The sequence below is a fragment of the Sphingomonas kyeonggiensis genome (assembly GCF_030812785.1).
GTDB lineage: Bacteria > Pseudomonadota > Alphaproteobacteria > Sphingomonadales > Sphingomonadaceae > Sphingomonas > Sphingomonas kyeonggiensis_B.
This window is the reverse complement of record NZ_JAUSTJ010000002.1, coordinates 1,641,003-1,653,392: the sequence shown is the minus strand read 5'-3', so window position 1 is coordinate 1,653,392 and position 12,390 is coordinate 1,641,003. Positions and strand designations below refer to the sequence as shown.

Sequence of the window (12,390 nt, the reverse complement as noted above, 5' to 3'; positions counted from 1 at the left end):
CGGGCCCAACCCGCCCGGATCGCACCGGCTTTCCCTTTTCGGGATCGCGCTGCGCGATATCAGCAACGCTTATGGGTTGGCGGGCGACGTTGCAGGCCGCCCGCCTCTTCGCCTTCCGAGGGATCAATCAGGGACGGGCGGAGATCCGGATGGGGCTGCCCTGCCGGGTGACGGCCTGCTGGCGCGCTTCCGAGACGCGCTCGCGCAGGAGCGCCTTGCAGCGCAGCGCACTCGGAGACTCGGTCACATAGCCGGGGCGGGTGGCCGGGCACGCCTTGTCGATCGCGCGGGCCAGCCGGCGGTCGAGCGCGCTGCGCCCCTCGGCACGGGACAGGTCGAGATCGGCATAGGAAACGCGGACGATTTCGTGGTTCTGCGCCTTGGCGGCCAGCGGGATCAACGCGGGCGAAAGGATCAGGGCGAGGGGGATCAGGGTCTTCAGCATGGCTTGTTCCTTTGGATGCGCGCCATGTTCGGCACCCCCTCCATCTGCGCCCGAACGCGCCGCCAGGCCAACAAATCATTGGCCAACATCCATAAGCTGTGCTTGTATATTCTGATGCGCCGCCTTCCTCCCTTGTCCGCCGTCCGCGTGTTCGAGGCCGCTGCCCGGCACGGCAACTTCACCCGCGCCGCGGAGGAACTGGGCATGACCCAGGCGGCGGTGAGCTATCAGATGAAGCTGCTGGAGGAGCGTGTCGGCGCGCCGCTGTTCGCGCGCAGCGGGCGCGGTATCGCGCTCACCGATATCGGCCGCCGGATCGCGCCGCAGATCACCACTGCCTTCGATGCGATGGGCGATGCCTTTGCCGCGGTCCATGCCGAAAGCGAGAGCGTGATGCGGATCACCGCGCCGCGCACGCTTGCTACCAACTGGCTCGCCGGCCGGATCGGCTCGTTCCAGCTCGCCCGGCCCGAGCTGGCGGTGCGGCTGCACGTCGGCGACGAGATCGTAGATCTGCTGGCAGGGGAGGCCGATGTCGGGCTGCGCGGCGCGCCCGGCCCGATGCCGGGACACAGCTGCCATTTCCTGATGGGCATGCCGGTGGCGCCCTTTGCCAGCCCGGATTTCCTGGCGAGGCATCCGCCGGTGCGCACGCCGGCCGATCTGCTCGAACTACCCCGGCTGACCTATAACGACGACTGGTGGGACCTGTGGTTCGCCGCGGCGATGGGCGAGACTCCGGCCTATGTCGACCTGGCTGGCGTCCGTTTCGATTCGCAGATCCTGGACGGCAATGCCGCGATTGCCGGCCACGGCATCTCGATCCTCAGCCCGCCGATGTGGCTGCCGGCGATCGCTTCGGGCCAGCTCGTCCAGCTGCTCCCGCAGATCACCGCCCAGTACCGCAACGCCTTCTGGCTGATGTATGCCGAGAACAAGCGCAACCAGCCCAAGATCCGCGCCTTTCGCGACTGGCTGCTGGAGGAAGTGAAGACCTCGCTGGCGCACGATCCCTGGGGCGCGCTGGTGGCGCCGGAGGATCGCCCGGCAGACTGACAGGGGGATGGGGACAAGCCGTCCCCCTGCCGGTTATGCGTTCTAGAAGCGCACGCCGATGCCGGTGAGCAGCTGGTGGCGGTCGTCGTGGCCCCGATAGTCGTCGGTTCGCGTGAGGCGATATTCGGCCTTGGCATAGACGTTCTTGGTCAACTTCTGCTCGACGCCGGCACCCACGCGCAGGCCATTGGCGGTGCTGGGACCATAGTCCCGGCCGTCGCTACCATGGGTATCGTAGCGCAGGTCCGCCCAGCCGGCCTTGGCAAAGATCAGCGTCTTCGGGCTCAGCGCATAGCCGATCCGAGCGGAGACATCGATGTCGCGCGCCGCATCGGTCTTGTAAGTAGTGGACCCGGTGCTCGGGAACGGCCCGACCTTGGCGCTGCCCGCGACAACCCAGCCGATACCGCCTTCGACGCCGATGGTGACCCGCTTGCCGATGGCCACGTCATAGCCGACCGCGCCGCCTGCGCGCAGCCCGGTCAGTTCGCCGCCGGAAAGCGCATCGTCACCGCTCTGGTCCAGGCCGATCGTCGCTTCGACGCGCGGACCGGCAAAGCTCTGTGCCGGCGTCTTCTCCTTCTCTACTTCCTGCGCAAAGGCAGTGTTCGCGCTCGCGAGGCAAGTCGCGGCGACGAGTATAAGGATCGAGTTGCGCATATCTGCTTACTTTCGTTCGAGTTCCCCTGTGTATTCCGGAGACGGAACGATTTCGGCGATCCCGTAATAGCCTGTGAAAGAATTTTAGACTGACCGGGGTGGATAGAGAGCTTGTAAGCGGGCAGGTTTTACAGAGAAGATTGGGGCGGGATCGTGGCGGATTGCCGATAAGAAGCGTCACATTCTTGAACGTCTCTGCAGCGCTTGCACGACCGCATCGCACCGCGAAAATGGCAGGTCCGTGGCGCAAAGCCGGCCTCGCCACTGGCAAAGTTGGAAATGTTCTGCTTTAGTTCCGGAGTGTTGCCTCGTCTCGAACCTCGTATCCAGTCCTCGGCTTTATCGGCTCTCGCGCACGCGTGTGGGGATTCAAGAGATTCAACATTTCTCCGCGGGCGTTTCGGTAAAAGCATGAGAAATTCGATAGTTATCGCCAAAATCTGCGGCTCGAATTTTCCAACACCCAAGCGTTCGGTTGAATGTCGCCGCGCCCCGGCTTGGCGCTTGGCCTTCGCTGCTGCTATCCGGGGTGGGAAATGAGCCTCGACACCGACATTCAAGATCCCGGCGCGCCTTCCGACGTTCCCTTCGACAGCGCGCTTTCCGAGCGGTACCTGGTCTACGCGCTCTCCACGATCACGGCGCGCTCGCTGCCCGATGTCCGCGACGGGTTGAAGCCGGTCCACCGCCGCCTGCTCTGGGCGATGCGGCTGCTGCGGCTCGATCCGGCGAGCGGCTACAAGAAGTGCGCCCGCGTCGTCGGCGACGTGATCGGTAAATACCACCCGCATGGCGATCAGTCGGTCTATGACGCGATGGTCCGCCTCGCCCAGACCTTCGCGCTGCGCTACCCGCTGGTCGACGGCCAGGGCAATTTCGGCAATATCGACGGCGATAACGCTGCTGCCTATCGCTATACCGAAGCACGCCTGACCCAGGTCGCCATCGACCTGATGGACGGGCTCGACGAGAATGCCGTCGATTTCCGCCCCACCTATAACGGCGAGGACGAGGAGCCCGAGCTCTTCCCAGGCCTGTTCCCGAACCTGCTCGCCAATGGCGCGGCCGGCATCGCGGTCGGCATGGCGACGAGCATCCCCCCGCACAACGCCGCCGAGCTGATGAACGCGGCGGTGGCTCTGATCGACAATCCTCAGGCCAATGTCCTCGACTATGTCCAGGGCCCCGACCTGCCGACCGGCGGCATCATCGTGGACAGCCCGGCGGCGATCGCCGAGGCCTATGCCACCGGCCGTGGCGGCTTCCGGGTGCGCGCGAAGATTGAGAAGGTGACCGAGAAGGGCGGGGGCTGGCACCTCGTCGTCTCCGAGATCCCGTACGGCGTCCAGAAGGGCAAGCTGATCGAGGGGATCGCCGAGCTAATCAACGAGAAGAAGCTGCCGATCCTGGGCGATGTCCGCGACGAGAGCGCCGAGGACATCCGCATCGTGCTCGAGCCGCGCAGCCGCACGGTGGTGGCCGAGGACCTGATCAACAGCCTGTTCCGTCTGTCGGACCTCGAAGTGCGGGTGCCGCTCAACCTCAACGTGCTCGACAAGCACCGCACGCCGCGGGTGATGAGCCTGAGCGAGGCGTTGCAGGGCTGGCTCGAGCATCAGTTCGTCGTGCTGCGCCGCAAGTCCGAGCACCGGGTGGCCAAGATCACCGACCGGCTCGAGCTGGTCGGCGGCTATATCATCGCCTTCCTCAATCTCGACCGGGTGATCGAGATCATCCGCACCGAGGACGAGCCCAAGCCGGTGATGATGGCCGAGTTCCAGCTCACCGACCGTCAGGCCGAGGCGATCCTCAACATGCGGCTGCGCTCGTTGCGCAAGCTCGAGGAGATGGAGCTCAAGCGCGAGCGCGATGCGCTGGAGAAGGAAAAGGCCGATCTCGAGCTGCTGCTTTCCTCCGATGCCCGCCAGCGCACCCGGATGAAGCGCGACCTCGCCAAGATGATCGAGCGCTACGGCCCGGAGACGGCGCTGGGCAAGCGCCGCACCCTGGTCGAGGAAGCGGCGCCGGCGCGCGAGATCCCGCTCGAGGCGATGATCGAGCGCGAGCCGATCACGGTGATCCTCTCGGCGCGCGGCTGGATCCGCGCGATGAAGGGCCATGTCGAGGATCTGTCGGGCGAGGCGCTGAAGTTCAAGGAAGGCGATTCGGCCTTCCTGGCCTTCCATGCCCAGACCACCGACAAGCTGCTATTGGCTGCAGACAATGGCCGTTTCTACACGCTGGGTGCGGACAAGCTGCCCGGCGGGCGCGGGTTCGGCGAGCCGGTGCGGCTGATGATCGACCTGGAGGGCGAGCGGAACATTATCGCCCTGCTGCCGTCGAGCCAGGCGCCCAAGCTGCTGGTGGCGGCGGATGACGGCCGCGGCTTCGTCGTCAAGGTCGAGGACGTGATCGCCGAGACCCGCAAGGGCAAGCAGGTGGTGACGCCGCGGGCCGGAGCGCATCTCAAGCTGGTCAAGCCGATCGGCGCCGAGGACGATGCGGTGGCGGCGGTGGGCGACAACCGCAAGCTGCTGGTCTTCCCGCTGTCCGAAGTGGCGGAGCTTGGGCGCGGGCAGGGCGTTCAGCTGCAGCGCTACCGCGACGGTGGGCTGAGCGATGTGCGGACCTTCAAGATGGTCGACGGGCTGAGCTGGGCGATGGGCGGCGAGAGCGGCCGGACGCGCAGCGAAACCGATCTTTCGCCCTGGCGCGCGACCCGCGGCGCGGCCGGCCGGATGGCGCCGAACGGCTTTCCGCGCGACAATCGTTTCTAGGGCGACGTAAAACGCTTTTGTTTCAGGCGGTTTTAACCAATCGGGACTAGGCCGGACAGGATGGTGTTCGCCAGGTCGAAGAAAGCCCGTTTTGTGGCGCCGCTGCCCGTGCCGCAGCAGCCGGACGCGCTTACCTTCGGCCCGGGCGTTTCGGCGATGATGCTCGACATGCTGCCGGTGCCCGCCGCGCTCGTCGAATTGCGGGAAGACTGCTTCGTCTTCGACGCGGTCAACCGCTCCTTCCGCCTCGCCGGCCTCGGCACCATCGCCAGCGAATCGCCCTTGATCCGCCTGCTCGGACCGCGCCTGCGCCGCTTCATCGAATCGAACGAGATGCAGTGCGAGATCAGCTGGCAGTTCGGCGACGAGGTCGATGCCCGGCATTTCCGGGTGATGCTCGCCAAGCGTGCCGACCGTCGCGCCTTTCCGCGCTGCATGGTCACCCTGGTCGACCACACCTCCGAACTGCGCACCGAATACAGCCTGCGCCGCGAGATGGCGACGGACAGCCTCACCGGCCTGCCCAACCGCGCCGGATTCTCCGATGCGCTCGAGCATGCGATCTCGCCCGAGAATGTCGGCGATTTCGCGGTGCTGGTGGTCAATCTCGATCGGTTCAGCCGCGTCAACGCCTGCATGGGCGGCCTTGCCGGCGACGAGCTGCTGATCACCGTGGCGCGCCGGGTGAAGGGCGCGCTGCGCAGCCGTGACACGCTGGCCCGGATGGGCGGCGACGAATTCGGCGTGCTGCTGACCCTCGACGAGGGGCCGGGCGACGCACTCCATGTCGCCAAGCGCATCCAGGCGGCGCTGGCCAATCCGTTCCGCCTCTCGGACTTCGAGATCCGTGTCGACTGCTCGATCGGCATCGCGCTCGGCGGCGACAATGACGGCGATCCCGAGGATCTGGTGCGCAACGCCCAGTTCGCGGTGAAACGCGCCAAGAAGAGCGGCCGCACCGAGATCTACCAGGCGCATACCTTCGACATCGCCCGCGAGCAGTTCGGCATCGAGACCGAGCTGCGCCGGGCGATCGAGCATGGCCAGATGACGCTCTGCTACCAGCCGATCTGCGACCTTGCGACCGGCCGGATCGTCTCGTTCGAGGCGCTGGCCCGCTGGACCAACGAGGAGGGCGTGGCGCTTTCGCCCAACGACTTCATCCCCGTTGCCGAGGAATCGGGCCTGATCATCCCGCTCGGCCGCTGGGCGATGGAGGAAGCGGCGCAGACCATCGCTGCCTGGGACAGGGCGGCGGGCGGGGATGCTGGTGTCAAGATCGCTGTCAACCTTTCGGCGATCCAGCTGCAGCGCGATCATATCCCCGCCATGGTCAAGGGCGCGCTCGACCGGCACGGCGTGGCCGGCAACCGCCTGACCCTCGAGCTCACCGAAAGCGCGATCGTCACCGATCCCGACCGCATCGCCCAGACGATGAACGCGCTCAAGGACCTGGGCACCACGCTGGCGATGGACGATTTCGGCACGGGCTATTCCAACCTCGCCTATCTCCAGAAGCTGCCGATCGACCTGCTCAAGATCGACCGCAGCTTCGTCTCCGGCATGCTGGCCGACCGCGACAAGGTCGCGATCGTCCGCGCCATCCTCAGCCTCGCCCAGGCGCTCGGCATGCAGACCACCGCCGAGGGCATCGAGACCAACGAGCTTGCCCAGACCCTCGCGGCGCTGGGCTGCACCTATGGCCAGGGCTTCCTCTACTCGCGCGCGCTCGAGCGCGAGGACGCCTACGCGCTGCTCGCCGAGCGCAACGCCTGAGCCACCGCGTCGTCGGCCAGCGCCGACACGCGTGCCTCGTCCGGAAAACCCTCGTCAATCCAGGCTTGCTCGACCTGCTTCATCAGCCTTGCGACCTCGGGCCCGGCCTTGATGCCGCGCGCCACGATCGCGCCGCCGGTGAGCGGGAAGCGGGGCGGCTGCCACGCATCCAGCACCGCCACGTCGGAGAGCGGGCTGCCGAAGATCAGCAACCGGTCGCGCGCTGCCTCGACGCCCGCGTGCCACGCCATGGCGATGAAATTGCCTTCGGGCGGCACGACGGCGGCGGCGAGGCGCTTGCGCTGGGCCTTCGACAGCTTGAGGCGCGCCGCGATCAGCTCGGCAAGCACGGAGTCGGCCGGGATCAGCGCGGCGAGCCGGCGGATGGCATCGGGAGCGACCCCGGCTGCATCCTCGCGCGCCGCGAGATCGGCGAAACGATCCGCCGACGCGATCTCCGGCAGCACCGGCGCGAAGATGCCGCGCTCGATCATCAGCGCGACCACGCGCACCGCGTCCTTCGCCACCAGCAGCTTGAGCAACTCGTCCGCGATCCGCTCGCGGCTGAGCGCCATCAGGTCCTTGGCGCGTGCCGTGCAGGCGTCGAGTCCGGCCGGATCGGCGACGTCGCCGAAGCGAGCGAGGAAGCGGAAGAAGCGCAGGATGCGGAGGTGATCCTCGGCGATGCGCTGGAGCGGATCGCCGATGAAGCGGACATGGCGCACCACGAGATCGGCCAGGCCGCCGAAATAGTCGAAGATCTCGCCGGTCGCGGGATCGGCATAGAGCGCGTTGATCGTGAAATCGCGCCGGGCGGCGTCCTCGCGCCAGTCGTCGGTGAAGGCGACGGTGGCGCGGCGGCCGTCGGTCGAGACGTCACGGCGCAAGGTGGTGACCTCGACCGGACCGCTCTCCAGCACCGCGGTTATCGTGCCGTGATCGATCCCCGTCGGCACCGCGCGGATGCCGGCGCCCTTGAGCAGCTCGATCACCCGCTGGGGCGAGAGCGGCGTCGCGACGTCGAGATCGGAGACCGGCAGGTCGAGCAGGGTATCGCGCACCGATCCGCCGACGAAACGCGCATCGCCGAGCACGTCGACCAGATGCGCGAGCCCGGCGCGGTGACGCCATTCGGCATCGGGCAGGATCATGCCGCCCATCGCAGCCGCCTCGACAGATTGACCAGCATTGCCGCCGTTGCTCCCCAGATCCGGCGATCCTGCCAGAGTATCTCGTAATAGCGCCGCTCGCGGCCCAGATACTCCGCCACCTGCTCGCGCTGGTTCGCCGTGTCGAGCAGGAAATCGAGCGGCACCTCGAACACGCTGGCGACTTCCGCCTCCGAGGGCGTCAGCATCAGGTCGGGCGGCACCACGCCGATCACCGGGGTGACGACATAGTTGGTGACGGTGCGATAGCTGTCGGTCATGCCGACCACCTCGACCGAGGCCGGGGGCAGGGCAATCTCCTCCTCGGCCTCGCGCAGCGCCGCGCCGATCGGGCCATCGTCACCCGGATCGATCCGGCCGCCGGGAAAGGCGACCTGGCCGGCATGGCGGCGCAGCGTCTCGGTGCGCTGGGTGAGGATCACGCCCGGCGCGGCGCGATCGGTGACGGCGATCAGCACCGCGGCGGGATTGCCCTGGATCGCGGGATCGAAGTCATAATGGTCGCCCGGGAGCAGAAGCGGCGAATGATCCGCCGCCAGCGCCAGGCGCAGTCGATCGGCGAGGCTCATGCGCCGGGCTCCAGCGCGAAGAAGCTGCCATTGCTCCACACGCCCGGCGGCGTGCTGCCATTGGCGAGCGCGATCTCGGCCAGCTCGTAATAGACGCTGCGCGCGACCAGCGCCTCCAGTCCGCGGCGGACATGGAGATAGGGGCGCGGGCCATCCTCGCGCTCCTCGAAGCGCAGGCCATGCTCGGGCCCGGCGGTGACGAGATCGCCGGTGTTGAGCCGGAAGGCGAGCCGCATCGCTTCGCCTTCGCCCTCGCGCTTCATCTCCACCGCGGTGAAGGGCGCGTCCTCGACATCGATGTCGAGCTTCTCGACCGGGGTGACCAGCACGAAGCGCCCGTCGGGCTCGCGGCGCAGGATCGTCGAGAACAGGCGGACCATCGGCAGGCGTCCGATCGGCGAGCCCTGGTGGAACCAGGTGCCGTCGCGCGCGATGCGCATGTCGCTATGCCCGCAATGCGTCGGGTTCCAGTTCTCGACCGGGGGCAGGCGATTCTCCTCGGCCAGGCGGGCGATCTCGGCGAGCGAGAGGCTGGCGAAGTCGGGCGGGGGCGGGGAGGGCATCGATTCGTCTCAGTTCAGGGGCCGTTTGGGGCGCGGAAGTTCACCAAGTTCACGACATCCACGCGCGAGGCTTTCCGGTAGCCGCCCGGCGCGGCGGAAGTCCACGGCGCGAGACGCAAGGCATCCGGTAGCCGGATGCTCCCACGAACGAAGAGGATGAAGGAAAGGCTGCGCGCGGTCGGCCATGCCGGGAACCCAAGCAGACAAAATCCTACATTGGAAGCTGTGACTTGGCTTTTCCCCGGCGAAGGCCGGGGCCCAGTCCTTGAAAGTCACGCGCCTTGGCGCGTCTTCGCCGCGCACTGTTTAGTCTGGGCCCCGGCCTTCGCCGGGGAAAGAAGAGTCGTTTGGTGTTGGCTGCTACTCAGGCCGCCCGTCGAAGACGCGCGCCGAGCTGGCCCGGGCCGACCGGCACCCCGGTGCCGCGGGCGAGTAGGCGGCGCGCCTCGAACGGGCCGGGCAGACGCCAGCCGCCGGTCTTCTCGGGGGTGAAATCGAAGAAGCGGCCATAATATTCGGGGTCGCCGATCAGCATCAGCGCGTCGGCGCCGGGGACCGGTGCGGTCTCCGCCGCTTCGAGCATCCGCTCCATCAGCATGCGGCCGATGCCGCCCTGCTGGCGATCGGGCTGCACCGCCACGGGGCCGACCATCACCATCGGCACGCTGCCGCCGCCATCGCATTCGAGCGCGACCGGCCAGCACTGGATCGAGCCGAGCAGGCTGCCGTCATCGGCCATCGCGGCGAAGCTCAGCTCGGGAATCTCGGAAGTGCCAAGGCGCACCTTGTACGCAGTGCGCGCGCGTCGGCCCGGACCAAAAGCACGGTCGAGCAGAGTCTCGACGGCCTGAGGATCCACGGTCTCCAGCGGCAGCAATGCGATCACTTCATACATTCCTTTCACAACGCCCCGACCTGCGGATCGGGGCCGCGCGAGATAGCGCCCATCGCCGCTTTCGCAATACTGAATATATGTCGGGGCGGGCCGGGAACGAGGGGCGGGCTTTCCAGCAGGCGTGCATCTGCTATGGGCCGCGGCCTGTTTCCCCTGAAAGGCATTGGCGACTTGCCCGATTCCCTGAAGCTCCAGGTCCACGACCTGGAAGTCGAAGTCCTCACCGGCGTCTATTCGGAAGAGACGCACCTTCCGCAGCCGCTGCGCATCTCGGTGACGGTGGATATCGACATGCCCGAGCGGTTCGAGCCGGACACGCCGCTCAAGGCCTCGAAGAACTATATGGACGTCAAGCACGCGGCGACCGACGGGCTGCCCAAGGACGTGCACTTCACGCTGGTGGAGGCAGTGGCCGAGCATATCTGCGACACGCTGTTCGTCGGCGATGCGCGGGTGCAGCGCGTCGAGGTGCGAATCGTCAAGCTGGCGATCGCCGAGCAGGGCGAGTCGATCGGCATCACGCTGGTGCGGGGGCGGAAGGGCTGATTTCTTTCCCTCTCCCGCTTTTGCGGGAGAGGGAGGGAGCCGCCAAAGGCGGCGGAAGGGTGAGGGGCCGCGCTGGCCGCGCGCGACGCGCCTGCGTCCCGCACGGGCCCTCACCCTGCCTCGCTACGCTCGGCGTCCCTCTCCCGCGAATGCGGGAGAGGGAATTGGCAAGTTACGCACAAGGCCCCAGCGAGCGGAGCACGAAGGCATAGTCTTCCTTCGCCTTCGCCGCGTTCGCCGGATCATCCGATTCGACGCTTTCGGCGGGCAGGCTGCGCGGCAGGCCGCAGGCGAGGCGGTACCAGAGGAAGGTATTCGCGCGCGGCGCGCCGGCCGATTCGTCGACAATGTCCCCCAATGAGACACTCCAGCGCGTCGTCTCGCCCGGGCGGCGGAGGATCTGGAGCGATACCGGCGCGCCGCCCGCGGTCTGCAGGAACACCTGGGTCTCGCCCTCGCCGGGGAGCGAGCCGGGAACATGGAAGGCGTTGCCGACGCCGGTGATCGCGGGCGGGGCGTCGGCCGCCAGCGCGTCCCTGGTGATCGCGCGGACCTGGGCGTCGAGCTCGGGCAACCAGTTCATCTGGCTCTGCAATCCGGTGAGCTGGACGGTGCCCGGGCGGCTGGGCACGGGGCGGGCGAACAGCAGCACGCGCTGCTTGGCGAGCTTGGGTGCCTTGCCCTTGGCGTTGAGGGGCACATCGGCGGTGTAGGTGATGCGCGAGGCCATGGCCTGGGTGCCGCGAATCAGGGCGGATACGTCCGCCTCGATCAGGAATCGGGTCATACCAGTGGCCAGACCAGGCGATTCTTCCGCCTTCAGCCGTTCGGCCTTGCGGATGCGCGCATCGATGATCAGCGGTGCCGTCGTCACCTGCTTCGCCAGGGTGGCGTAGCTTGGTAAGACAGGGGCTGGTTGCGCCTGTGTTTGCTGGGGCTTAGCGGATGCACCTAAGGGTGCGGCGAGCGCAATTGCGCAAGAAAATATGGCGGGGAAGCTACGGTTCATGCCGATCGGGTTACCGGAATCCGTTACGGCTATACAGAAATAATTCCGTCATGCGGCGATTGTAGGGCGCGTTTGTCCGACAAAGGGTTTGCGTCCACCCGGTGCGCGCGATAGAGACTCGCCCGCTGCCGAATGGGACGCATATAGCGCACGGCGGGCAGACTTGTGCACACGGGGTCGCAAATCCGCAGCACAGGGCTGTATGTCAGGGATTAGAGGAGTGACGTTGCCGGATGTCTTACGCTGACCGCAATACAAGTGGCAGCCGCGTCGTCGCGATCGTTCTGGTTGCGATAATCGTGGCTGGCATGGGATATGCCTTCGTCACGGGCCTTGCATATCAATATATCAAGAAGCAGGCGGAAAAGCTGAACACGTTCGACGTGCAAGAGCCGCCGCCTCCGCCCGAGGAAGTGCCGCCGCCGCCGCCGCCGCCGGATACCCCGGTGCCGCCGCCGCCGACTCAGATCGCAGTGCCGCCGTCGGTGGTCCAGGTGCCGACTCCGTCGCCGCCCATCCAGACGACGCCCCGGATCGATATACCGCAGCCGCCGACCACTCCGCCGGCTCCGCCCGCGCAGCCGGCTCCTCCGCCGCAGCCGCCCGCGCCGCCGCGGATCGCAAAGAAGCTCACGCCGCGCGGTTCGCCGCAGAGCTGGGTGACGGACGACGACTATCCTGCCTCCGCGCTGCGCGCCGAGCAGGCCGGCACCGTCCGCTTCCGTCTCGACGTCGATGCGTCGGGCAAGGTGACCAACTGCACCGTCACGGGTTCGAGCGGCGTGTCCGTCCTCGACAGCACGGCTTGCAACCTCCTCAAGCGCCGCGCCCGGTTCAATCCGGCCGAGGACGAGGGCGGGAACAAGATCCCTGCGCCCTATAACGGCAGCTTCACCTGGAAGATTCCGAGCTAGGCTGTGTGTTT

The 12,390-nt window shown here is 67.2% G+C and carries 12 protein-coding genes; 5 read left to right on the top strand and 7 right to left on the bottom strand.

What is annotated here, in order from left to right:
• Window positions 1-127: 127 nt before the first annotated feature.
• Window positions 128-445: a UrcA family protein gene (locus J2W22_RS17435; protein ID WP_307119490.1), complete on the bottom strand. Its 318-nt coding sequence runs from the start codon at window positions 443-445 to the stop codon at window positions 128-130.
• 114 nt (window positions 446-559) lie between these two features.
• On the opposite strand from J2W22_RS17435, the gene J2W22_RS17430 reads away from it, so the two are divergent.
• Window positions 560-1,501, top strand: coding sequence for a LysR substrate-binding domain-containing protein (locus J2W22_RS17430; protein WP_307119489.1), 942 nt, complete (start codon window positions 560-562; stop codon window positions 1,499-1,501).
• A gap of 42 nt (window positions 1,502-1,543) precedes the next feature.
• On the opposite strand, the gene J2W22_RS17425 is transcribed toward J2W22_RS17430, so the two are convergent.
• Entirely contained in the window at window positions 1,544-2,161 is a 618-nt protein-coding gene (locus J2W22_RS17425; RefSeq protein WP_307119488.1) for an outer membrane protein, read from the bottom strand.
• A gap of 536 nt (window positions 2,162-2,697) precedes the next feature.
• Here J2W22_RS17425 and parC point away from each other — a divergent pair.
• Both parC and J2W22_RS17415 read left to right on the top strand, forming a co-directional pair.
• A complete protein-coding gene (gene parC / locus J2W22_RS17420; RefSeq protein WP_307119487.1) occupies window positions 2,698-4,938 on the top strand; it encodes a DNA topoisomerase IV subunit A in 2,241 nt (746 codons plus the stop codon).
• 159 nt (window positions 4,939-5,097) lie between these two features.
• Window positions 5,098-6,714: a putative bifunctional diguanylate cyclase/phosphodiesterase gene (locus J2W22_RS17415; RefSeq protein WP_307119612.1), complete on the top strand. Its 1,617-nt coding sequence runs from the start codon at window positions 5,098-5,100 to the stop codon at window positions 6,712-6,714.
• On the opposite strand, the gene J2W22_RS17410 is transcribed toward J2W22_RS17415, so the two are convergent.
• The 4 genes from J2W22_RS17410 to J2W22_RS17395 all read right to left on the bottom strand — a co-directional run bounded on the left by J2W22_RS17410 (window position 6,684) and on the right by J2W22_RS17395 (window position 9,901).
• The gene (locus tag J2W22_RS17410) at window positions 6,684-7,874 is read right to left on the bottom strand and encodes a CCA tRNA nucleotidyltransferase (RefSeq protein ID WP_307119486.1); all 1,191 of its coding nucleotides are present in this window, start codon (window positions 7,872-7,874) and stop codon (window positions 6,684-6,686) included. The two genes, J2W22_RS17415 and J2W22_RS17410, sit on opposite strands and share 31 nt — an antisense overlap.
• Window positions 7,862-8,452, bottom strand: a complete 591-nt coding sequence (locus J2W22_RS17405; protein ID WP_307119485.1) for a CoA pyrophosphatase — start codon at window positions 8,450-8,452, stop codon at window positions 7,862-7,864. The genes J2W22_RS17410 and J2W22_RS17405 overlap by 13 nt, the downstream gene beginning before the upstream one ends.
• A complete protein-coding gene (locus J2W22_RS17400; protein WP_307119484.1) occupies window positions 8,449-9,015 on the bottom strand; it encodes a DUF1285 domain-containing protein in 567 nt (188 codons plus the stop codon). Before J2W22_RS17400 ends, J2W22_RS17405 begins: the two co-directional genes overlap by 4 nt.
• Before the next feature lie 364 nt (window positions 9,016-9,379).
• Entirely contained in the window at window positions 9,380-9,901 is a 522-nt protein-coding gene (locus J2W22_RS17395) for a GNAT family N-acetyltransferase (protein ID WP_307119483.1), read from the bottom strand.
• 180 nt (window positions 9,902-10,081) lie between these two features.
• Here J2W22_RS17395 and J2W22_RS17390 point away from each other — a divergent pair, with 180 nt between their 5' ends.
• Window positions 10,082-10,456 carry a dihydroneopterin aldolase gene (locus tag J2W22_RS17390; RefSeq protein WP_307119482.1) on the top strand — a complete coding sequence of 125 codons (375 nt, stop codon included), beginning with the start codon at window positions 10,082-10,084 and terminating at the stop codon, window positions 10,454-10,456.
• A 172-nt stretch (window positions 10,457-10,628) separates the two neighbouring features.
• Here J2W22_RS17390 and J2W22_RS17385 read toward each other — a convergent pair whose 3' ends face one another.
• Complete coding sequence (locus J2W22_RS17385) at window positions 10,629-11,330, bottom strand: hypothetical protein (RefSeq protein ID WP_307119481.1); 702 nt, start codon at window positions 11,328-11,330, stop codon at window positions 10,629-10,631.
• Window positions 11,331-11,698: 368 nt separating this feature from the next.
• Here J2W22_RS17385 and J2W22_RS17380 point away from each other — a divergent pair, with 368 nt between their 5' ends.
• Entirely contained in the window at window positions 11,699-12,379 is a 681-nt protein-coding gene (locus J2W22_RS17380) for an energy transducer TonB (RefSeq protein ID WP_307119480.1), read from the top strand.
• Window positions 12,380-12,390 lie beyond the last annotated feature (11 nt).

What these genes read in the sequence shown, in the direction of transcription:
- J2W22_RS17435 (WP_307119490.1), bottom strand. Translation starts at nt 445, where the DNA reads ATGCTGAAGACCCTGATCCCCCTCGCCCTGATCCTTTCGCCCGCGTTG.
- J2W22_RS17400 (WP_307119484.1), bottom strand. Translation starts at nt 9,015, where the DNA reads ATGCCCTCCCCGCCCCCGCCCGACTTCGCCAGCCTCTCGCTCGCCGAG.
- J2W22_RS17415 (WP_307119612.1), top strand. Translation starts at nt 5,098, where the DNA reads ATGCTCGACATGCTGCCGGTGCCCGCCGCGCTCGTCGAATTGCGGGAA.
- parC (WP_307119487.1), top strand. Translation starts at nt 2,698, where the DNA reads ATGAGCCTCGACACCGACATTCAAGATCCCGGCGCGCCTTCCGACGTT.
- J2W22_RS17380 (WP_307119480.1), top strand. Translation starts at nt 11,699, where the DNA reads ATGTCTTACGCTGACCGCAATACAAGTGGCAGCCGCGTCGTCGCGATC.
- J2W22_RS17425 (WP_307119488.1), bottom strand. Translation starts at nt 2,161, where the DNA reads ATGCGCAACTCGATCCTTATACTCGTCGCCGCGACTTGCCTCGCGAGC.
- J2W22_RS17410 (WP_307119486.1), bottom strand. Translation starts at nt 7,874, where the DNA reads ATGGGCGGCATGATCCTGCCCGATGCCGAATGGCGTCACCGCGCCGGG.
- J2W22_RS17430 (WP_307119489.1), top strand. Translation starts at nt 560, where the DNA reads ATGCGCCGCCTTCCTCCCTTGTCCGCCGTCCGCGTGTTCGAGGCCGCT.
- J2W22_RS17405 (WP_307119485.1), bottom strand. Translation starts at nt 8,452, where the DNA reads ATGAGCCTCGCCGATCGACTGCGCCTGGCGCTGGCGGCGGATCATTCG.